This is a genomic window from Sorangium sp. So ce204 (assembly GCF_051526795.1).
Taxonomy (GTDB): Bacteria; Myxococcota_A; Polyangia; order Polyangiales; family Polyangiaceae; genus Sorangium; species Sorangium cellulosum_B.
Genome location: NZ_CP150317.1, coordinates 6,855,419 through 6,876,476, shown reverse-complemented (window position 1 = coordinate 6,876,476; position 21,058 = coordinate 6,855,419). Strand labels below are relative to the sequence as shown.

The window sequence follows — 21,058 nt, the reverse complement described above, 5'->3', positions numbered from 1 at the left end:
TTCTTGCCGGGCCGCCCCGAGCTCTAGCAGCCGCTGCGCGACCTGTCATTCACCACCGCCCACGCGACGGTGCGGGCGCGGGGCGACTGGGCGCTCAGGCGCCAAGGAGCAGCCCGAGGGCGGCCGCCAGCGCGGCGTCGCTCCACGAGGACAGCCCGCGGGGCAGGAGCACGGTCGCGTGATGAGGCTGGCCTTCGCAGCGACGCGACCCCTCGTAGGTGCGCCCCGTCCGCGTGAGCTCGTAGCTGCAGCGCCCGATCGTGCCCGTGAGCTGCCGCTCGTCCAGCCGGTAGTCGGAGAGGGCGCCGGCCAGGAGGCCCTGCGCGCGGAGCCCTGCCTCTGCCCGGGTCACCGAGAGCTCCAGCGGCATGGCGCCGACGATGCCGGCCGCGCGCTGGTCCGTCGCCGTGACGTTCACGGTCCGGTTGAACGCCACGCCCCGGACTGTCTGCCCGTCTCGCCCTCTGTCGGCGGCGTACACGCCGAGGTTCACGTCCGGCCCGACGACGCGCCCCGGCTCGATGTCGGCGCTGACGAGCTCGCCCCGGGCGGTCAGCAGGATGAACTCGTTCGGCCCCGCGGCGCGGAAGATGTCCTCGCGCGCCGGGGATTCCGCGCCCGGCGCCGTCCCGCACGCCGCGGCGAGCGACAGCGCGAGCGCGAGTAGCCAGTGACCGCGCCCGGAAAGAAGGTTCATCCGCATCGCAACACCTCGCCGCCCGATCGGGTGTGCCCGATCGGCCACGTGCAACGTGATGCCGGCGACGCCGGACCGGTAGACGCCTGTCCCGCCGGGAGCGCGCTTCCCGGCTCCGTCCCTGATGCCATCAAGGACCCCCCTGACGAGTCCGTCCTCCGTCCCAAGGCTCCTCCCATTCCGCCCACCTCATGCACCATGCCGATCAGAGCGGCGGTCGCCCGCACAGGAGACGGGCCCAGATCGGCGTTTTCGGCGCGGAAGCGTACTCTCGTACGCTGAGCACCGAAAACGTCGAGATGGGCCCGTATCCGAAGCGGGCGACCGTCGCTCTAGCGGGGGAGATCTAGGGGGGCACAGGTCGAGACGCCGGCGCCGACGATGCGGAAGCCGATGTTCGTCATGTAGTCCGTGTCGATCGAGCCGTCGGACGGGCGATAGCGGCTCACGTTGGTGGTGCGCGACGGGGACCCGAGCTCGCTCGGGGCGGTGTAGAAATAGAAGTCGCCACCCCAGAACGAGAACGCCCAGGCGCTGGGGGTCTCGATGCCCGGCAGGTCCGTGGCCTCGATGATCTCGCCGGTCTCCTTGTCGATCTCGGCGAGCTGCACCGGGGTGGTCGTGAAGAAGCCGAAGAGGCGTCCATCCCCGGTGCCGGTGAGCTCCGCCGAGATGTCGCGCATCGAGCCGCTGAACTCGCCGACCGGCGTCACCGACGGGCCGTCGATCCTCCCCAGCCCGATGCCCGGCGTGCCCGTGGCGCCCGCCACGAACAGCTCCTCGGTGTCCGGGCGCGAGAGGTCGCTCGAGAAGCCCATGCCGAGCCGGGCCCACCCGCCGGCGAGCGTGGCCCCGGAGGGCTCGCAGCTCGCGTCCTCGGTGCTGACCTTGAACAACGTCCCCTCGCTGTCGTCGGGCTCCACGTAGTTGACCCACGCCACCGCGTTGCGATCGATCGCCATCGAGTTCGGATCCATGCCGGTCCGGCACCCCAGGACACCAATCTTCGTGAACTCCTTGCGATCGGGCCTGAAGCTGTAGAGCTCGTTGTCCTGTGAGAGCACATACACGAGGGATGCTCGCTCGATGCACCCGTTGTCAGGGGCCCCACTCCCATTGCCCCCATTCCCGACGTCTCCGCTGTTCCCGCCGATATCGGCGCCGGAGCCAAACGGGTCGTCCTGGCCGCCCGCGCCGCCCCCTTCACCGCTCCCTTCGCCGCTCTCTCCGGCGCCCGAGGACGGGTCGGCCTCCGTCGCGGACGTGCCGCGGTTGGACGCGCTGCAACCGGCCGCGGCGAGCGCGATCCAGAAGCACCATCGTGCGATTCGCATATCCGCTCTCCCTTTCGCGTGATTCGCTCTTATAGCCGCGAAGCACACGCACGGGTACACGAAGTCGCATCCTCGCTCAATGGGGCGTCCGGGTCGAACAGCCCTTGGCGGGCGGGGTCATCAGTAGATAGGGATGACCTCGTCTGACTGGCAGCAATAGTAGGCCAGGCTCTCCGGCGTCACCTGGCCCGTGGCGACTCCTCCGGTCGGGGCGCACCGGCCTGGGTCGTCCCTGATCCATCGCGCCTCCATGCTCTCGAGCCGCAGATCCGGCCCCGCGACGCACTTTGGCCCGGCCATCGTCACCGTCTCTGCGCCGAGGAGCTCGCGACAGGCGCCGTCCTCGTAGACCGACACGAGCGCGGCGCACGTGGCGTCCTCGAGCTGCTCGCACGCGCAAGGCGTGCAGCTGCGCGTGTCGTCGAAGCCCTCGGCGACCGCCAGCAGATCGGGATACGGCTCAGGGCACTCCGGCGTGTGCTGGAGGAGATAGCGGATGCACATCGTGAAGCCCCCGGACCGCTGCCTGGGGGCCGCGACACACATCGTCGAGGGATCTCTGCACTTGTTCTTGTCGGCCGCGCCGGTGCACGCGCGCACCCGGGTGCTCGCGGGGGCGGCCAGCTCGGGCGGCGCTCCTCCGGGATCGTGCGCCGGGGCGCACGCGCTCACGGTCGGCGCCGGGATGAGGAGCGCGCCGAGCTCGCCCGAGGTCGCCGCGGCCGGCGCCGTGCACGCGCCGCTCCACCCCTCGGGGGCGGCGAACGACGTGGACGCGGTCCCGTCGCACGTGGCCGAGGCGCTCCCCAGAAGGCCTGAAGGCAGCTCGCAAGAGGGCTTCGTGCAAAGGCACGTCGGACACGTGTGCTCGCCGCCGAACCCGCTGTAACCGTCGAACAGGAGATCCGGCGCCTCCACCGGGCACTCCGGTGGGGACGTCCCGCCTGTCGCGTCGCCCCTCCAGAGCAGGATGGGATCGTCGAACCCGAGCGACGGCGGCGGCGGCACGCACGCGCCGTCGCACACGGGGCACGGATCATTGCACTCGTGAGCATCCAGGCTGAAGCACGGCTCGTTGCACGAATAGATCTGGACAGCGCCGCCTTCCCAGCAGCCCGCGAAGCTGCCGGCGCCGGCGAGCGCGAGCGCGATGCCGAACGGGTCCTTCCTTCTCCTCATCGTGATGGTCCTTCTCTCGCGTGTCGCGTTTCGGCTCTTCGGCAGGGGGCACCGCGACGATCGCTCGGCGCTGCCCCAAGCCTCTCTCTTCCCGCTCCTTCACGCCGGCGAGGCGACCCGACCGGGGGCGCGCGGCGCCCTTGTCACTTCGGAGCCAAGGAGAGCTCGCACGCCTATTTCATACTTGGGCAGGCGAGGACAAGGAAGCCGAATCTGTCGTGAAGGCGCGATGACTCGAGTGTATATCGAATGTATTTTACGATAGGCCCCGAGAAGATCTCAGCATTTGTTGATCGCGCGCTTTTCGTGAGAATCTCACCGCGGAGGGTGGAAAGCACGGTGGCGCTGCCGCGCTGCCGGCGGGGATCGGGCCGCGCAGGGCGTGGCGGGCGGCGCGCGCAGGGAGGTGCGGGCAGCGCGCGCGGCGGCGGGCGAGGGCAACCTGAGCAGCCGAGGGCCTCGCGTGGCTCCGGAGCGTCCGTGGCGGAGCGCCACAGCGACGGTCCCTGTGCCGTGCGTTCAGGAGGAGCAGACGCTTGTCCAGGTCCAAACCATACCGTATGGTATTGTTTGAAGGTGAGGCCCTGATGGATTCACTTCTATCGAGCGCGGCGGTCGTCGCCGCGCTCATCGTGCTTGTCGCCGGCGTATCCCGGCTCGGGGCGCCGCGCCGGGTGTCTCCGTGGACGCTGCTCGGCCTGCTCGCGATCCTGTGCGCGGCCGGGGCGCTGGGTGTCGGGGTCCCACGGCGCGACGTGCTTGCCCTGGCGTCGGGCGGCGCCCTCGGGGGGCTCGCGGCGATCCACGTCTACTGGGGCCTGGGAGGCGCGTGGCCCGGGGATGCGCGGCACGAGAAGGTGGAGATGGTGGTCGGCTTGCCGAAGGGGAGTCCCTTTCCTTCCCTGGGCGCGTGTCTCGTCGTGGCGTGTCTCCTCGCGTCGTCCGCCGCGCTGGTGCTGGCCCAGCGGTACGGCGGCGGCGGTTCGCAGGCGCTGCTCCGGCTCGGCGCGTGGGCCGTCGCGCTGGTGCTCGGGGCGCGGGGCGTCGGCGGCTACCTCGACGCTCGCCTGCGGCCCGGCACGCGCGCGCTGCCGTATCACCGGCTGAACCGCCTCGTGTACTCGCCGCTCTCGCTCACCCTCGCGGCCGCCGTCGCGGGCGCCACGCTCGACTGACCCGCATGGCGCGCACCTCGAGGAACGACTGGCTCGACAAGGGGCTCGACGCGCTCCGCGACGGCGGCGAGGGCGCGCTGACGATCGACGGGCTCTGCGCGAGGCTCGGGCGAACGAAGGGCTCGTTCTATCACCACTTCGAGGACGTCGCGGCGTTCCTCGCGGCGCTCCTCGCTCGCTGGGAGGAGCGGCAGACGTCGGCGCCGATCCACCACGCCGAGGCGGGCGGGAGCGCCGAGCAGAAGCGGCAGCGGCTCTCCGCGGTCGTGCGCTCGCTCGACGGCCGGCTCGAGCTCGCCGTGCGGGCGTGGGCGCTCCGAGACGAGCGCGCCGCGGCCGTGCTTCGGCGCGTCGACGCGCGCCGCGTCGAGTACCTGGCGTCCCTGTACGCCTCCGAGGGGCGCGCGCGCGGCGCCGCCTTGCTGCTCGCGCGGCTGGAGTACGCGGCCTTCGTCGGCGCGCAGATGCTCTTCTCCGACCTCTCGGCCGAGGGCGCGCGCTCGCTGGGGCTCGCGCTCGATCGCGCGCTCGAGCTCCTGGCCAAGGACGAGCGTGTCGCGCGTCCGCCGGGCGCGGCGCGGAGGCGGCGAGCGACGTGAGGCCTGGCGGCGCGGGCGCGCCTATCGCTGCGACCGATCGAGCGCGTCCACCGCGTCGAGCTGAGGCCGGAGCAGGGCGCGCTCCTCGTCGGAGAGCGGCGCCTCGTCGATCTCGTCGCGCAGGGCGCGGGCGCGCGCCTGTTCACCCAGGGCGACAGCGAGCTCCAGCCGGGCGGCGAGGGCGCGGGCGCGCTCGAGCGGGTCGTCCGGCCCCTTCCGGGCGAGCGCCACGTCGAGGACCTTGGCGGCCGCGGCGTCGTCGTTCTTGAAGTCGCGCAGCCGCGCCGCCGCGCGCAGGGCCTTGCCCAGCCTCGAGTCCGAGCGCGATCCGGCGGCCCCCTCGTCGTCGTCCGGCGCGTCCCGCCGGATGAAGATCACCGAGTTGCCCGCGACGTCGACCACCGTGAAGCGGCTCTGCCCCTTCTTCATGCGCGAGATCCTGGGCAGGCCGGAGATCGGCAGCTTGCCGTACGCCCGCCGCAGCCCCTCCGCGAACGTCTCGTGGAGCTGCTCGACCTCGGGGACGATCACAAGGCACGTGCTGTACGCCTGTCTGGGATCCAGCCCCTTGAGGCCCATGAAGTGCAGGTGGACCTCCCCGCGGCGCGTCGCCGCATACACGTTCGGCGCTGTCTGCTGGTGGGTGACCTCGAAGCCCAGGGCGCCGTAGAACGCCAGGGTCTCGGGCAGCGACACGCACGGGAGCACGGGAATCGTCATCGCTCCGCTCATGGGATCACGCCTTTCGAGCGGGTCGCGCAGGCGACGCCGCGTCCTCTTCGAGCACACGTCGGGCCTGTCGCAGCGCATCGAGGGTCGCGTGCAGGCTCGACAGGTCGAGCCGCTTGCCGATCCGATCTGCCCACGCGGCGTGGCGCGCCTCCACCTGCCGCAGGGCCTCGCGCCCTGCCGCCGTCATCGCGATGAGCTTGGCCGTGCGGTGGTGAGGGTTCTCGACATACTCGACGAACCCTTCGCGCTCGAGGGCGTCGGCTATCTGCTGCACGCCCTGGCGGGTCAGCCCCATCGTCCGAGCGACGTTCGAGACCGGCGCAGGGCCGTGGTCGACGACGCCGAGCACCTGCCAGCGCGCGCTCGTGAGCCCCGCCGGCCTGGCCAGGGCGTCCCCGGCCTCGAGCGCCAGACCATTCAAGCGGAACACCTCGAGCACCAGCTCGCTGAGCGCGGTCGCCTCCGCGGTGAGCCTCGTCATTGGAAGTAACCTGTCATATTGACAGCTACCTGTCAAATTGAGTGCTGTGCCGACGTCCTCGGCCTGGCTTGCATCTCAGGGAGCTCGGCGCGGCAGGGAGGCCCGGCGGGATGTTTCAAGGCGCGGATCCCATGCCATGTTTGAAAGCATAGATTTCAGAATCGAAAGATGTCGGGGGTGTCCTTAAGGGTAACCCCAGGAACAGAGAAGGGGAGAGCCTTGGCCCGTGTCCTGCTAAGCATGGAGGCCAGAGCGCCCGTGACGGCTTCCCCCCCCCGCCGTCGAATGGGCGCTCTGTTTTTTGTCTCCCCGGATCGGGTGAGGGGACGCGCCGCCCGTCGATGGGGCCGACGGGCGCCTCGCGAGCGCGGAGACGCGTCCAGGGCGCGTGGGGGGCCGGGCGTGCATGGACTCCCTGGCTTCCGTCGAGCCGCTGGATTTGCTAATTCCGGGGCGCCACGGGGGAGGTTCTCCCGGCTGCCCGGCGGCGCATTTACGACATCCGCGTGAGATCCCCAGGCGCACTCTTCTCCCTCGCGCTCGCGGCCGCCGCCACCTTGCATGCGGGCGAGGCGCGCCCTCAACCTGCAGGCCGCCCGGCCGGTGAGCCGGCGGGAGCCGGTGAGCCGGCAGGAACCGAGGCGGCGCAGGCGCCCGGCGCGGCCCCGGCCGAGCCGCCGGCTCCCGTGGTCACCGAAGGACAGGCCGCCGCGCCCGCCGGGATCGAGGTCACCGTCGAGGGCAACCGGGCTCCGCCGGGTTCGGTCTCGCTCACGCGGCGCGACGTCCGCGAGCTGCCCGGCGCGCTCGGCGACCCCTACCGCGCCATCGAGATCCAGCCCGGCGTGACCTCCATCGCGAGCGGCATGCCGTACTACTACATCCGCGGCGCGCCGCCGGGGAACATCGGCTACTTCTTCAACGGCATCCAGGTCCCGCTCCTCTTTCACGTGGGCGCCGGCCCCAGCGTCATCCCGGCCGCGATGGTCCAGCGCGTCGAGATGCACCTCGGCCCCTATCCCGCGGACATCGGGCGGCTCGCGGGCGCGGCGATCGAGGCCGAGAGCGCGCCGCCGTCCGACGTCTGGCGCGGGGAGGGGAGCCTCCGGTTCGTCGACCTCGGCGGCGTCGTGGAGGGGCCGATGGACAGGGACACCCACGTCCTCGTGGGAGGGCGCTACGCCGCCGGCGCGGCGCTCACGTCGGCGCTCGTCCCGAGCGTCGACGTGGGCTACGCCGACTACCAGGGCCGGATGACGCACCGGCTCGGGCCGGAGGAGCGCATCACCGTGTTCGCCTTCGGCGCGTACGACTACCTCGCCAGCATCGGCGAGGAGGGCGGCGCCGAGGTGACCGACGTCCTCCTCGACAGCGACTTCCACCGCCTGGACATGCGCTACGACCGAGACGACGCCGCGTCGGGCGCGCGCGTCCGATCGGCGCTCACCCTCGGGCTCGACCGGTCGCGCGGGGTCGGCGTGGAGAGCGCCGAGGCGTGGAAGCTCAACGCGCGGATGAGCCTGGCCCGGCCCCTCCTCGGCGGGCGCGCGCTCGTGCGGGTGGGCGTCGACGCCGCGGTCGACCGTTACGTGGTGACGCCGCGCCCCGGCGCGTCGGACGGCGAGCCCGGAGGCGGCGCGTCCGCCGAGGGCGCGTCCGCCGAGGAGGACACGCCCGCCGAGGGGACGGCCCAGCTCGACGAGAGCTTCCCCGAGCTCTTCCGCAGCCGGCTCGACCTCGCGCTGGGCGCGTGGGCCGACGCGCTGCTCGTGCTCGACGAGCGCTCGACGATCACGCCCGGCGTGCGCGTGGACCACTACACCTCGCTCGGCAAGAGCGCGCTCGCCGTCGACCCGAGGATCGTCGGCCGCTTCGGAATCGGCGACCACGTGCGGCTCATCCCGGCGTTCGGCCTCGCCTCGCAGCTGCCCGGCCTCGCCCCGCTGCCGGCGCTCCAGATCGGCGGCATCCCGGGGGGGCTGCAGCGCAGCCTGCAGTCGAGCTTCGGCGTCGAGGTCGACGCGGGCCCCGTCAACCTCAGCGCCACGGTGTTTCGACAGGCGACCTTCGGCCTGAGTGATCCGATCGGGACGGGCCGAGGCACGACCCTCAGCACGGAGCGCTTCCTCACGCGGAGCCTCGGCGACACGTACGGTCTGGAGCTCGGGGCGCGCGGGGCGCTCCGCCGCGACATGTTCTTCCTGGCGTCGTACACGCTGTCGCGCTCCACGCGCACGCGGGGCGGGTCGACGATCCCCTCCGCCTACGACCGGACGCACGTGGCGCACCTCGCGCTGCTCTACGACCTCGGCGGGGGCTGGCGCGCCGGGATCCGCCACGTCTTCTACACCGGCTTTCCCGCCGACGAGGCCGCCCCGGGCCGCCCCCCGAGCGAGCACCCGGATCGCGTCGCGCCGTTCTACCGGCTCGACATGCGCCTGTCGAAGCGCTGGGCGCTGGGCGCGCGGAGCTACCTCGGGCTCGTCTTCGACGTGCAGAACGCGACGCTGGCGAAGGAGGTGTTCGACGTGAGCTGCGATGACAGCGGGTGCACGCCGCGGAAGATCGGGCCCATCACGATGCCGGGGCTCGCGATCGAGGGCGGTTTCTGAGGGGAAGCCGAGGGGAACGGGGAACGCGGCCGGCGACGCCGCGGCAGACCGGCTGATCCGGCGGCTGCGGGAGCTACCGGTGGAGCACCTCGAAGAGCTGCTTCAGCATGAGGTACGTCAGCCCCCAGACGACCCGCTCGTCCACGAGCAGGCACGGGAGCTGGAGGACGTTTCCCTCGTGCGTGTACGCATAACGCGAGGTGCGCTCGCCGCGCGCGAGCGGCCCGAGCGGCGTCCAGAGCGCCTCGGCCACCTCGCCGCTCAGGGTGAGCTCCGGCGTGGAGCGCAGGGCGAAGACGAACGGGGCGACGATCATCCCGGCGCGCCGCCCGCGCGCGACCGCGGGGACCTCGGGCAGGCGCGCGAGCAGGGTCCCGTGCGCCGCGAGATCGATCCCCACCTCCTCCCGCGTCTCGCGGATCGCGGTGGCGAGCAGGCTCTCGTCCGCCGGCTCGCGCCGCCCGCCCGGGAGCGCCATGTGCCCCGACCAGGGATCGGCCGGGTGATCGGCCCGGCGGATCAGGAGGAGCTCGGCCTCCCCGGGCTCCCGGCCCCCCGCAAGAGGATCGAACGCCGCGCCCAGAGGCCCCGCCGGCGCCCGCAAGATAGCGGCGACCGCGGCCTGGCGCTCCTGCGTGAGCAGGTCGAGCGCGGCCTCGCGCCCGTCGAGGCGGGCCATGATGGCGGCGAGGTCGTAGGAGGAGAGCACCGTGGTCAGGATAGCATAATATCTATCGCTATTTAGCGCGCGGCGGCGGCGGCGCTCGGGGATCGCGCTCGCGGCGGGCCCGGACTCAAGACTCAAGCCGCGCAGGCCGCTCGCCGGGCCTCGGCCATGGCGTGACGCGCCGCGGCCCTCCGCGCGAGCACCGTCAGAGGGCCGCCGTGGCGAAGGTGTCCCATGCGTCGCAGAGCTCTCCCTTCAGGCCGGCCTGCGGCGCGATGTCGAGACCGAGGGTGAGGCTCTCGTCCCCCTCCGCTTCATACCTCGGCCACGCGACGGCGCCCTCGCCGTTGGGGTCCCCGCTCGCCGCGTGGCGCGACCAGTACCCCATGATCTGCTGCGACATCTCGAGCTCACCGTCGGTCAGCGGCTCCGGCAACACCAGCGTCGGGTTGCCGAACACGAACTTGATCTCGGCAGAATGGAAGGCGCCGAGATCGCCGAGCAGCGAGCTCTCGGGCGCATAGGTGAAATGATAGAGATACGTCGCCGCTCCGCCGCCCGCGATCGCGCGCGCCGCCCGCCGCGTCGGGCACACGAACATCGAGTCGCCCAGCGCCGCGATCGCCGCCGCCTGCGCCGAGCCGTAGGTCTCGCTCGGGTAGAGCGCCACCACCTCCTCGCCGTGTCCCGGGGCGAGCGTCTCGGCGAACGCCTCGAACGCGGCGTCGTCGGCGACCGCCGCGGACTCGCCCCAGAGCGTGACGAAGAGCGTGCCCTCGTCCGCGTTGCTGCCGAGGATCGTCGGCACCTTCTCGAAGCTCCCGGCCTCGAGGAGCTTGCCCGGCGTGTCGGGGAGGTTCCACCCGTCGACGACAGGGAACCACGTCGGGCCGGCGCCCTCGAGGAAGGCCGCGCCCCGCGGCAGCGCGCTCATGATCTCCTCGGCCGACTTGCCGCGAAGGCACTCGAGGACGGAAGGCGCGTCGGCGCAGCCCAGCGCCTCGACGAACTCTTGCCCCTGCGCGCTGGCCGTCGCCTCGTCCGCGGCGGAGTCGCACGGTCCGCTCTCGATGATGGCGGTCTGGAACAGGCCTTTGCTCCTGGGCGACACAAGGTGCATGCAGACGCTGATGCCGCCCGCGGACTCGCCGAACAGGGTGACCCTTCCAGGATCCCCGCCGAACGCGGCGATGTTGGCCTTGACCCATTCGAGCGCGGCGCGCTGGTCCTCCAGGCCGTACGCGCCCGTCGAGGGGTGATCGGGATCCTCCGACTTGAGCTCCGGGAGGGCGAGGAACCCGAGCGGGCCAAGGCGGTAGTTGAAGGTGACAACCACCGATCCGGTCGCCTCGGAGAGCGCCCGGCCGTCGTAATCGGCCTCCCCGCCGCTGCCGAGCTCGAAGCCGCCGCCATGGATCCAGACGAGGACGGGTAGGGACGAGGACGCCGGGCGCTCGGGCGCCCAGACGTTCAGGGTGAGGCAGTCCTCTCCCGAGCTCTCATTGAAGCCCGGGGTGAGCAGGTTCAGCTGCGAGCAGGGGATGCCCACCTCGACGGCAGCCCGCGGCTCGGTCCACGGCGCGTGCGGCGCGGGCGATCTCCAGCGCAGCTCCCCGACCGGCGGCGCGGCATACGGGATGCCCAGGAAGGCGCGCGTCGCGCCCACGAGCGCGCCCTCCACCGGACCCGCCTCCGTCTCGACGAGCGGCGCCGCCGCCTCGCCGCCCGAGCCACCGGCGCCGCCCGAGCCACCGGCGCCGCCCGAGCCACCGGCGCCGCCCGCGCCACCGGCGCCCTCCAGAGCCGGCTCGCTCGAGCCGCAGGCGGCAGCGAGCAGGCCAAGAAGAATGGTGTGCGACAATGAAGGTCGAATGGGCATGATCGTCTCCATCAAGAGCAAATCGTGAATGCAGGATCGTGGGAAAAGGAGAGCGCGGCGCCGAGGACGTAGGGGGCGATGAAGGCCGCCAGTCGGCGGAGCGACGTTCTGTGCACGCGGAATTCAACCATGAAGGGCGAGCGGTGGTGCTGGAATTTGACGTCGATGTCTGAGAAGCTCTCACGGTGACAGCTTCGTGCCGTGGGACAGGGCCACCTTGACATGGCGAAGGGCACGAACTCCTTCTGTGCCCATGGCAACTCATGGGAAAGACGGGATCGCGGGCGGCGCTGGGCGTCCAGGGGCTTCGGCGATGAGCCACAACCTCGTGCGCCTCGCGGACGGCCGCACGGTGCTCCACGTGATCAACCACGAGTACAGCGCAGGTGTGGTGGAGCAGGTAGGGGTGACGGCGAGCTTCCCCGTGGACGCGAGCCCGACGCAGGTCACTGTCGCGTCGATCGACTTCGAGGAAGATCGCGTGGTGCCCTTCTCGTACGAGGATGGCGTGGTCACGGCGGCGATCGGGGCGCTGCCGGTTTCCATCGCGATCGTCGCCGAGTGAGCGGGGCGGCGCCGCGGGCTCCGCTGTCCATGCCGGGACGCCTGGGGGGTCGTTACTGGCCTGTGACGTAGAAGACGCCGCGCAGATCCTCTGTCGCGGAGATGGCGCCCGGCTCGCCGCCCGGGGAGCGCCAGGAGGTCACGCGGAACTGATAGTACATGCCCGGATCGAGGGGACCGCCGTACTCGACCGAGACCTCGTCGACGCCGCTCGATCCCGGGATGCTCGGCCCAGCGCACGTCGGGTCGTCCCCGAGGCACCACACGAGGTCGCCATAGGCGTTGTAGACGACCACGGTATAGAAGTCCTCGCTGGCGTCGTCTCCCCACCGGAGCGTGGGCGCGGCCGTCACCGGCTCGGGATCCGTCGCGCCCGGGCCGATCAACGGCAGCGACTCGGTGATCTTGAACGAGGTCGGCAGCGAGACGTCCTCGCCGGGGCTCGGCATCTCCACGGTGACGAGCTGCGTGCCGGCGATGTTCGGATCGGGATCGCGGACGAGGCTGTCGTTCTCGAACGCGGCCAGCACCACGTATTTGCCCGCGGGCACGCCGGAGATGCTGAACTCGCCGCTCACGTCGGGCGGCCCGCTGAGCGGCGTGCGCAGCCCGCGCGGCACCTCCCCGCGGACGAAGGCGTCGTTGAACGTGGACGCGACGACGACCACGACGCTGGTGGTCGAACCGCCAGGAGCGTCGACGATGTTGAGCGTGCCAGTCAGGGTGCCGAGGGCGGCGTCCGAGCGCGCCAGATCCACGCCCGTCACCGCCGTGTCACCGACCTCCGCGGCCTTCGGATCGAGCGCGAGCCCCGCCGCGTAGCCGCTCACCGAGTAGCCGCCGGCCGGTACGTTGAAGATCGTGTAGGCGCCGCCGCGATCGGTCACCGCGCTGAACCCCTTGCCGCCCTCGTCCTCGGCCACGACGAGCACGCCGCCGGACTGCTCGTCCGCGAGCACCGCGCCCGAGATGCTCGGCAGCCCCCGCTGGTCCTCGGGCAGCGGGATCAGCGCGATATCCGTGAGCGCGGTCTCGATGCTCCACCCGTCGTCGCCCGACGTCGCCTCGCTCGAGGCGATCGGCAGGGCGGTGCGGAGCCCGCCCGGGAAGGGCTGGTGGTCCTGCGCGCTCGCCCGCAGCGTGAAGATCACGTCCCCGATCGGCGCGCCGTCCTCCGTGCGAGGCACCGGCACCTCGAGCACGTAATTCCCTGCGGCGTCGGTGGTCGTCACGTCCGTGATCGCGGTCGCCTGATCGTCGAGCGCGAGAACGAGCGCGCCCTCGATGCCCGCGGTGCTCTCGGAGTCGAAGACGCTCCCTCTCGCCAGCACGGGCGGATAACACGCATGGCCGCCTGCGACGAGCTCGGCGCAGGTGAGCCCGCCCGCGCACAGCGGGGCCTCCGGATCGCACGCGCCGCCTTCGGCGATGCCACAGATTCCCCCGCCGTCTCGCGTCTTGCCGCAGACCGCGTCGTCGAGGCAGAGATCGGGGCCCGCTGGATCGCACGCGCCGCCAGGCGGGGTCTGGCAGGTTCCGTCAGCGCCGCACGTCGTGCCTTCTGCGCAGAAGTCCTTCGCGTCCCCGGCGCAGGGGCCTCCGAGCGGAACTCGGCATGTGCCGTCGTCGCCGCAGACGGCATCGCCCAGGCAATAGTCGGTGCCGCCCGCATCGCAGCCGGCGCCCGGCGGCGCATAACAGATGTGATCCTCGCCGCCGTCGGCGCACACGAGGCCGTTCGGGCAGCCGTCATCCGGAGCACATTCATCGCCGGCCTTCTCCGGGTCAGGCCCGCAGCCCAGCGCGACGAGCGGGAGAGCGATTGCGGCGGCCTGCGCGGCCAGACGAGCGTACTCGGCAACTTTCATTGAAGTGTCCTCCCTCTTGTAAGTTGAAATGCGACGCGGTCGCCAGCGAGGCTCAGCGCTCACTCGCCCGGGCAATCTGGATGACATGAGGAGATTGCCTCTCTCGCCCTGGGTGAACGAGCTGGCCAGCACATGCCCCCTGCAGTGCCCGGGCGATCCGTGGACGGCTCAGCTTTTATATTGTCCGAGGAAGTGCCACTTTCCGGGCCAACGACCACGCAGGCCGACACGCGCGCTCGCGCGACGCCAGAGGTGTGTCCGGCGGCGCGCTGAGGCACACAGCAGCGCTATTGCGCGAGCGGCGGCGCGTGCTCGTCCGTGCGGGGGGCGCCGGAGCGCGGCTCGACCGACATCTCGCCGGTGAGCACCGTCAGCGCGACCTTGATGGCGATCGTGAGCACCATGAACCCGACGGCCCAGATGCCCGCCGTGATCTTCCACTCGGCCATCGAGGGCACGTACTCGACGAGCTCGTGCAGGGTGCTCGGCACGAAGCCCGGGATGATGAGGCCCATGCCCTTCTCGATCCAGACGCCGGCGAAGGCGGCGACGCAGGCCGCGTTGAGGTAGGCGCGGCTCCCGCGGCTCGCCGGCAGGTGCAGGAGCGCCGCGGAGGCCACGTTCAGCGCGACCGCCGACCAGATCCACGGCACGAGCGCGCTCTTGCCGTGCAGGCCGAAGAACAGGTAGGTCACCGCGGCGCCGTGCGTGCCGCCGGTGTAGAGCGACGTGAAGAGCTCCGAGCCCAGCATGAACAGGTTGAGCAGGACGGTCACGCGGAGCACGGAGGTGAGCGTGCGGATCGGCCCGTCGCCCACGCGAAACCGGGTCAGCCGGGCGACGAGCTGGAGCAGCAGGATCACGAAGGCCGGGCCCGTGATGAAGGCAGAGGCGATGAAGCGGGGGGCGAGCAGCGCCGAGTTCCAGAAGGGGCGGCCGCCGAGGCCCGAGTAGAGGAACGCCGTCACCGTGTGGATCGACACCGCCCAGCCGATCGACAGGAACACGAAGGGCAGATACCACTTCCTGTCCGGCTTCCTGCCCAGGTACCTCGTGTAGATGAGGTAACCCGAGATGTGCAGGTTGATGAACAGATAGCCGTTCAGGACGATGACGTCCCAGGTCAGCATCGAGATCGGCCAGTTGAACCGCCCGAGCCCGGGCAAGATGTGCCAGAACCTGTCCGGGCGCCCCATGTCGGCCACGATGAACAGGAGGCACACGACGATGGCGGCGATCGCGAGCAGCTCGCCGAGGATCACGACGTCGTGCATCTCGTGGTCGTCGTAGAGGTACGCCGGGATCACCATCATCACGGCGCCCGCCGCGAGCCCCACGCCGAAGGTGAAGTTCGCGATGTAAAGGCCCCACGAGACGTGATCGCTCATGCCGGTGACCCGCATGCCCTCGGCGAGCTGGTGGGCCCAGGCGTTCGCGCCGACGAGGGCGATCGCCGTGAGCACGGTCATCCAGAGATAGAAGCGCCACGAGCCCTCGAAGCTCTGGCCGATGACCCGGAGCAGGAAGCGCGGGTAGGTGATGGCGTGTGTGTCCTTGCCCATCGTGGCTCCGCTCGCTCAGACGTCGAAGAAGTAGAAGAAGCGCGGCCGCGTGCCGAGCTCCTCCTTGAGGATGAAGATCCGCTTGTTCTCGAGCACCCAGCGGATCTCGCTCTTCGGATCCAGGAGGTTGCCGAAGACGCGCGCGCCCGTGGGGCAGGCCTCGAGGCAGGCCGGCATCCGGCCCTCGCGCGTCCGATGCAGGCAGAAGGTGCATTTCTCCACGACGCCCTGGGGCCGGATGCGGTTCGACAGGTAGCCCTGGTCCGGGTTGATCTCGTCCGCGGGCACCTCGGGCTTCGTCCAGTTGAAGCGCCGCGCGTGGTAGGGGCAGGCGGCCTCGCAGTAGCGGCAGCCGATGCACCAGTTGTAATCGACGGCGACGATGCCGTCGGGCTCCTTCCAGGTCGCCTGGACGGGGCAGACCTTCACGCAAGGCGCGTTGTCGCACTGCTGGCACTGCACCGGCAGGTAGTACTTGCCCTTCGCGGGCACGGCGTGCTCGTACGTCGCGTCGCCCTTCTCCATGTCGAAGCTGCCCTGATCCATCTCGAGCACGCGGATGTAGGAGTTGTTCGTGCGCCGATCGTGGTTGTTCTCCACGTGGCACGCCTCCACGCACTTGCGGCAGCCGATGCACACGCTCAGGCTGAGCGCGTAGCCGAACTGCACCCCTTCCTGCGGGCGGACGTCGCGGATCGTGACCTCGCGGCCGTACTCCTCGCGCGTCTCTCGCTCGAGGCGGTCGATGACCTCGGCGAGCTCTTCCCGCGTGAGCTCCTTGTAATGGCGCTGCAGGAACTGATCGAGCGAGAGGTCCTTGCTCCACGCGCGGAGCGGCTCCATCGCGTGGGCGAACGCGGAGGCGCCGAGCGTGGCTCCGAGCACCTTGAGCGCGACGCGCCTGGATGTCTGGGTCATCTGTGGGCTCCTTCTCCTGCGCCGCGCGCCTCCACGAAGCGGTCGCGCGGGGGCAGGACGGGCATCGACGGCTGGAACGCCGGCACGTGCGGATCGTGGCAGTCGACGCAGTGGTTGCGCACCCGCGCGCCGCCCGCGTAACTGCCGTTCATCCCGCCATGAGCCCCGTTCGCGTAGTCGCGGAGCTGCGGGCCGTGGCACTGGGCGCAGAGCTGCATGGCGTCGCGCATCGGGAGGAGCGCGCCATCGGCCTTGCGCAGCGTGTCCTGCTCGCCGATCACGTGGCACGAGGCGCAGCTCAGCCCGCCGTGCTCGAACCTCAGCCCGACGTGGAACTCGTCGAGCTCCGCCGTCGAGGTCGGCAGCGCGTCGGGCCTGCGGAGCGAGTGGCACGTCACGCACGCCGCGCGGATCGGCCGGCCCAGCGAGTCCCGCTTGTCCGTGGCGACACCGGAGAGCTTGTCAGGGCGGTGGATGCTCGCGGAGGCGATCGGCGTCGCGTCGAGCGCGGGGCGCAGCCCGAGCGGCTGGTCGCGATCCTGGCAGCCTGCCGCGTGCGCCACGCACAGGAGCCCCAGGATCGCGGCGGCCCCGGGAAGATGAAGAGAGGAGTGCACGGGTCGATTCACATCGCACGCCACGTGCCATCGCGCGCGTCCGGGGCGGCGCCGCGGCCCGCGGCTCGGCGCGGTGCAGGGAGCGCGTCCGGACGCACCGTTTGCGCTGCCCCGCGGTCCGCGCGCGCCAGGGATCTCCGGTGAGGCGCTGGGCGCAGGCCGCGATGGACGGGCGTCCCGGCGACGATCTCGCGTGGCGTGGACCTTGCGATGTCGTGAGCCGACGCTCGACCCGCTCGATCACATCCACCCGATCAACCCCAGACAGGCGTTCCGATGCCCCTCAGTGCTCTTGTTATCACGCTCTCCGATGAGCCCAGCGCGCGAGCGCGGGCGTGTCGCTCGCTCGCCGCGGAGGCGGCGCTCTCGCTCGGTCCGCCGTGTGGTTCGAGGCTGCCCGCGATCGCCGAGACAGCGACCCTGCTCGCGGGGGAAGAGCTCGTGGAGCGGGTGTTCCGCACCGATGGGGTGGACTTCGTCGATGTGGTCTCGGTCGACTTCTCGGATCTGGAGCCATGATGGATCGCCGCGACTTTCTGAGGTGCTCCGCGATGGGCGCGGCGACCGTGGCCGCCAGTCGGCTCGCGCTGGGCAAGGACGGCGTCGCCGCCGCGCAGGCGGCGCCCGGGGCGGGGAGCGCCTCCGATGTGGTCTGGAACAAGGCGCCGTGCAGGTTCTGCGGCACCGGCTGCCACGTCCAGGTGGGCGTGCGAGGGGGCCGCGTTGTCGCGGTCGCGGGCGACCAGAGCGCGGACGTCAACAAGGGCCTGCTCTGCGTGAAGGGGTATCACGTCGGCCTCGCCCTCTACGGCAGAGATCGGCTCACGAAGCCGCTGCTCCGCAAGAACGGCAAGCTCGAGCCCATCGGCTGGGATGAGGCCATCGCGATCGTCGCGCGGCGCGCGATGCAGAACCCGGCGGGGTTCGCGCTCTACGGCAGCGGCCAGTGGACGATCCCCGAGGGGTACGCGGCGAACAAGCTCGTGAAGGCGGGGCTCGGGAACAACCAGATCGACCCGAACGCGCGCCTCTGCATGTCGTCCGCGGTGACAGGCTTCCTCTCCACCTACGGCGTGGACGAGCCGGCCGGCTGCTACGAGGATCTCGACAGGTGCGATGTCCTCCTCATGTGGGGGAACAACCCGGCCGAGATGCACCCCGTGCTCTTCTCGCGCGTCGTCGACCGGCGGTCGAGGGGCGAGCAGGTGCTCCTCATCGATCTCACGACGCGGCGCACCCGCACCTCGGCCTTCTGCCAGCACACGCTGGTTTTCAAGCCGAACACCGATCTCGCGATCGCGAACGGCATCGCGCACCTGCTCGTCGAGCGCGGGACGTTCGACCGGGCGTTCGTCGACAGGTTCTGCAACTTCCGCAAGCGGACCGAGCCCCCGACCCTCGACGGGCAGCCGATGAGCTTCGAGGAGTACAGGACGGCGCTCGCCGAGTACACGCCGGAGCGGGTGGAGGCGATCTCGGGCGTCGCCGCGAAGGACATCCGGATGCTGGCGGATCTCTTCGGGCGCCGCGATCTGAGGATCACGAGCCTCTGGTGCATGGGGATGAACCAGCACACCCGCGGCACCGCGATCAACGATCTGGTGCACGGCGTGCACCTGCTCAGCGGCCATTTCGGCAAGCCCGGCGACGCCCCGACCAGCCTGACGGGCCAGCCGTCGGCCTGCGGCACGGTGCGCGAGGTCGGCACGCTGGCCCACGGGCTCCCCGGCGGCCTCGTCGTCACGAACGCAGAGCACCGGAAAGAGGCCGAGCACCTCTGGAACCTGCCCGAGGGGCGGATCAACCCGAAGCCCGGCTACCACACGGTCGACCTCTGGAAGCGCTTCTCGACCCCGAAGGAGCAGGGGGGCGACATCGACACGATCTGGGTGATGGTGACCAATCCAGGCCAGTCGTTGCCGAACACGAACGAGCTCTTCGACGCGAGCCGCAAGATCCCGGGCAAGTTCCTGATCGTGTCCGACGTCTACCCGACGGCCACGGTGCGCGCCGCGGATCTCGTGTTGCCCTCGGCCATGTGGGTCGAGAAGAACGGGATGTTCGGCAACTCCGAGCGCCGCACGCAGCAGTGGTTCAAGATGGTCGAGCCGCCCGGCGAGGCGCGGGACGATGCATGGCAGATCATCGCCGTGGCGCGCAAGCTCCACGACATGGGCTTCGCCGGGATGAAGGACAAGGACGGCCGTTTCCTGTTCGACATCCGGAAGGACGGCAAGGAGGTGCCGGTCTGGGACTACAAGCATTACCACGACGTCAACGTCGACGAGCAGCTCTTCGAGGAGTACCGCGAGTTCAGCCGGTTCAAGCACAAGGACCTGGCGCCGTACCGCGAGTACGTCAAGGCGCGAGGCCTGCGCTGGCCCGTCGTCGAGCAGCCCGACGGCTCGTGGCGGGAGACGCGGTTCCGCTTCGCGAGGTTCGACGACCCTTATGCCACGAAGGCGGAGATCCAGTTTTACCACTCGGTGACCAAGGACGACCGGGCGCTCATCTGGTTTCACCCCTACGAGCCGCCGCCCGAGTCGCCCGACGCGGAGTATCCCTTCTGGCTGTGCACGGGCCGCGTCCTCGAGCACTGGCACACGGGGTCGCTCACCATGAGGATACCCCAGCTGCAGCGGGCGATGCCGCAGTCGTACCTGGAGATGAGCCGCGAGGACGCGCGGAGGCTCGGTGTCGGCGACGGCGAGGTCGTGATCCTGGAGAGCCGGCGCGGCGCGCTCGAGCTGCCTGTCTGGATCGAGGGCAGGGGCGCGCCGCCGCCTGGCACGGTGTTCGTGCCGTTCTTCGATGAGACCGTGATGGTGAACCGCGCGACGCTCGAGGCGCACGATCCGCTCTCGAAGCAGCCGGACTACAAGAAATGCGCGGTCAGGATCCGTCGCAAGCCGCAGGGCAAGCGGGGAGAGGCGCGATGAAGGACGCCCGCGGCCTGCACGTCGGCCTCGCCGCGATCGTCGCCGTCGCGGCGGCGGGCTACTTCTCGGGGGTCCGCGGCACGGAGCAGGGGGTCGCCGAGCTGCGCGGCGATCCCGCTCCGCCCTCGGCGAGCGTCGAGGCGCGCAGCTACGCCGACATGCGCGAGCGCGCGCACGGCCCGAACGCCGGCATGTACGAGGGCGCATTCGCACGGCTCGAGGCGGCGGACGCCGATCTCTACGCGCCTGTCGAGCCGTCGGAGGCCGATCGAGAGGCGGCGCTCGAGCGGCGCGCTTCCCGCCGCGCCTACGACGGCGCGCCGCCCACGATCCCGCATCGCATCGAGCAGCTCGGCGCCCCGGATTGCCTCTCGTGCCACGAGCGCGGGCTGCGCGTCGCGAACCTCACAGCGCCCAGGATGAGCCACCGTCGCTACGAGAGCTGCACGCAGTGCCATGTCGTCGGCGCCGACCCGAGGCCGCTCGCGGAGACGCCGCCTCCGCCCGACAACACCTTTGCTGGCATGCCGTCGCCGCGGCGAGGCGCCCGCGCCTACGAGGGCGCGCCGCCCACGATCCCGCACCCGACGCTGATGCGCTCGGAGTGCGCGAGCTGCCATGGCGTCCATGGCGCCCTGGGCATTCGCTCGACCCACCCTTACCGGCAGAGCTGCACCCAGTGCCACGCGCCTTCGGCCGAGCTGGATCAGCGCGCGCCCAGGCCCCTCTCGGCGTGGCCGCCGCCGAGCGTGGGAGCGGACAGGCCATGAAGCTCCCCTCCAGGCATGAGACGGATGTCGCTCCCGAGATCCCGCTGCCTCCCTTGCAGGAGGCGGTGCTCGACGAGGCGACCCTCGATCAGCTCTTCTTCGACCTCGCCGAGGCCGCGGAGCTCGTCTCGGTGTCGCTCAAGGCCGGTGCGACCTCCCGCGCGGGGGATCTCCAGCGGGCCGGCAGCGCGGGCGGCGAGCTCGCCCTCGCCCGCCGCGCGCTCGGCGACGGGACCGCGCTCGGGGTGCAGATCCGTTATCGCTTCGCGGGCTCGGAGTGGTGGGACACGCTGCTCCGGGGGCCCTCCGGCGTGCGCCTCGTGCGCGTCCGGCTCGAGGACGCGCTCGGATAGCGCGCCGCGCACGCGTGGCGCCATCTCCCGATGAGCAGAGTCACCGGGGCGACCGCATGCCCTCTACAGTGCCCGCGCGATCTGCCGGCGGCTCACCTTTCGTAACTGGCTG

The 21,058-nt window shown here is 71.1% G+C and carries 19 protein-coding genes; 8 read left to right on the top strand and 11 right to left on the bottom strand.

All coding sequences use genetic code 11. The features are described 5' to 3' along the window. Window positions 1-94: 94 nt before the first annotated feature. The 3 genes from WMF22_RS25560 to WMF22_RS25550 all read right to left on the bottom strand — a co-directional run bounded on the left by WMF22_RS25560 (window position 95) and on the right by WMF22_RS25550 (window position 3,210). A complete protein-coding gene (locus WMF22_RS25560) occupies window positions 95-697 on the bottom strand; it encodes a hypothetical protein (protein WP_438031477.1) in 603 nt (200 codons plus the stop codon). Between the two features lie 332 nt (window positions 698-1,029). Continuing rightward, the gene (locus WMF22_RS25555) at window positions 1,030-2,031 is read right to left on the bottom strand and encodes a hypothetical protein (RefSeq protein WP_438031476.1); all 1,002 of its coding nucleotides are present in this window, start codon (window positions 2,029-2,031) and stop codon (window positions 1,030-1,032) included. A 120-nt stretch (window positions 2,032-2,151) separates the two neighbouring features. Beyond that, a complete protein-coding gene (locus WMF22_RS25550) occupies window positions 2,152-3,210 on the bottom strand; it encodes a hypothetical protein (RefSeq protein WP_438031475.1) in 1,059 nt (352 codons plus the stop codon). 587 nt (window positions 3,211-3,797) lie between these two features. Between WMF22_RS25550 and WMF22_RS25545 the strand changes: the two genes are divergently transcribed. Together WMF22_RS25545 and WMF22_RS25540 are read left to right on the top strand one after the other, a co-directional pair. Continuing rightward, window positions 3,798-4,385: a DUF3995 domain-containing protein gene (locus WMF22_RS25545; protein ID WP_437292614.1), complete on the top strand. Its 588-nt coding sequence runs from the start codon at window positions 3,798-3,800 to the stop codon at window positions 4,383-4,385. 5 nt (window positions 4,386-4,390) lie between these two features. Next, on the top strand, window positions 4,391-4,984 hold the full coding sequence (locus WMF22_RS25540) for a TetR/AcrR family transcriptional regulator (RefSeq protein WP_437292613.1): 594 nt from the start codon (window positions 4,391-4,393) through the stop codon (window positions 4,982-4,984). A gap of 21 nt (window positions 4,985-5,005) precedes the next feature. Here the strand turns inward: WMF22_RS25540 and WMF22_RS25535 are convergent, their stop codons facing one another. Together WMF22_RS25535 and WMF22_RS25530 are read right to left on the bottom strand one after the other, a co-directional pair. After that, entirely contained in the window at window positions 5,006-5,704 is a 699-nt protein-coding gene (locus WMF22_RS25535; RefSeq protein WP_437292612.1) for a hypothetical protein, read from the bottom strand. Window positions 5,705-5,720: 16 nt separating this feature from the next. Continuing rightward, a complete protein-coding gene (locus WMF22_RS25530; RefSeq protein ID WP_437292611.1) occupies window positions 5,721-6,197 on the bottom strand; it encodes a MarR family winged helix-turn-helix transcriptional regulator in 477 nt (158 codons plus the stop codon). Between the two features lie 506 nt (window positions 6,198-6,703). Between WMF22_RS25530 and WMF22_RS25525 the strand changes: the two genes are divergently transcribed. Next, complete coding sequence (locus WMF22_RS25525; RefSeq protein WP_438031474.1) at window positions 6,704-8,809, top strand: TonB-dependent receptor plug domain-containing protein; 2,106 nt, start codon at window positions 6,704-6,706, stop codon at window positions 8,807-8,809. Between the two features lie 73 nt (window positions 8,810-8,882). On the opposite strand, the gene WMF22_RS25520 is transcribed toward WMF22_RS25525, so the two are convergent. Continuing rightward, window positions 8,883-9,518, bottom strand: a complete 636-nt coding sequence (locus WMF22_RS25520; protein WP_438031473.1) for an NUDIX hydrolase — start codon at window positions 9,516-9,518, stop codon at window positions 8,883-8,885. Between the two features lie 163 nt (window positions 9,519-9,681). After that, window positions 9,682-11,355: a carboxylesterase/lipase family protein gene (locus WMF22_RS25515; protein ID WP_438031472.1), complete on the bottom strand. Its 1,674-nt coding sequence runs from the start codon at window positions 11,353-11,355 to the stop codon at window positions 9,682-9,684. A 313-nt stretch (window positions 11,356-11,668) separates the two neighbouring features. On the opposite strand from WMF22_RS25515, the gene WMF22_RS25510 reads away from it, so the two are divergent. Continuing rightward, window positions 11,669-11,920, top strand: a complete 252-nt coding sequence (locus WMF22_RS25510; RefSeq protein ID WP_438031471.1) for a hypothetical protein — start codon at window positions 11,669-11,671, stop codon at window positions 11,918-11,920. 52 nt (window positions 11,921-11,972) lie between these two features. On the opposite strand, the gene WMF22_RS25505 is transcribed toward WMF22_RS25510, so the two are convergent. The 4 genes from WMF22_RS25505 to WMF22_RS25490 form a co-directional block, all read right to left on the bottom strand. After that, window positions 11,973-13,787: a carboxypeptidase-like regulatory domain-containing protein gene (locus WMF22_RS25505; protein ID WP_438031470.1), complete on the bottom strand. Its 1,815-nt coding sequence runs from the start codon at window positions 13,785-13,787 to the stop codon at window positions 11,973-11,975. A 287-nt stretch (window positions 13,788-14,074) separates the two neighbouring features. Further along, entirely contained in the window at window positions 14,075-15,349 is a 1,275-nt protein-coding gene (dsrP, locus tag WMF22_RS25500; RefSeq protein ID WP_438031469.1) for a sulfate reduction electron transfer complex DsrMKJOP subunit DsrP, read from the bottom strand. 15 nt (window positions 15,350-15,364) lie between these two features. After that, window positions 15,365-16,267 (bottom strand): 4Fe-4S dicluster domain-containing protein, encoded by a 903-nt coding sequence (locus WMF22_RS25495; protein WP_012237337.1) that lies wholly within the window; start codon window positions 16,265-16,267, stop codon window positions 15,365-15,367. After that, complete coding sequence (locus WMF22_RS25490) at window positions 16,264-16,884, bottom strand: hypothetical protein (protein ID WP_438031468.1); 621 nt, start codon at window positions 16,882-16,884, stop codon at window positions 16,264-16,266. The genes WMF22_RS25495 and WMF22_RS25490 overlap by 4 nt, the downstream gene beginning before the upstream one ends. A 276-nt stretch (window positions 16,885-17,160) precedes the next feature. Between WMF22_RS25490 and WMF22_RS25485 the strand changes: the two genes are divergently transcribed. Genes WMF22_RS25485 through WMF22_RS25470 form a run of 4 tightly spaced genes read left to right on the top strand, consistent with a single transcriptional unit; the run spans window position 17,161 to window position 20,946 of the window. Beyond that, a complete protein-coding gene (locus tag WMF22_RS25485) occupies window positions 17,161-17,403 on the top strand; it encodes a hypothetical protein (RefSeq protein WP_437292602.1) in 243 nt (80 codons plus the stop codon). Then, entirely contained in the window at window positions 17,400-19,823 is a 2,424-nt protein-coding gene (locus WMF22_RS25480) for a molybdopterin-dependent oxidoreductase (RefSeq protein ID WP_438031467.1), read from the top strand. Before WMF22_RS25485 ends, WMF22_RS25480 begins: the two co-directional genes overlap by 4 nt. Further along, window positions 19,820-20,593, top strand: coding sequence for a nitrate reductase cytochrome c-type subunit (locus WMF22_RS25475; protein WP_437292600.1), 774 nt, complete (start codon window positions 19,820-19,822; stop codon window positions 20,591-20,593). The genes WMF22_RS25480 and WMF22_RS25475 overlap by 4 nt, the downstream gene beginning before the upstream one ends. Further along, complete coding sequence (locus tag WMF22_RS25470; RefSeq protein WP_438031466.1) at window positions 20,590-20,946, top strand: hypothetical protein; 357 nt, start codon at window positions 20,590-20,592, stop codon at window positions 20,944-20,946. Before WMF22_RS25475 ends, WMF22_RS25470 begins: the two co-directional genes overlap by 4 nt. Window positions 20,947-21,058 lie beyond the last annotated feature (112 nt).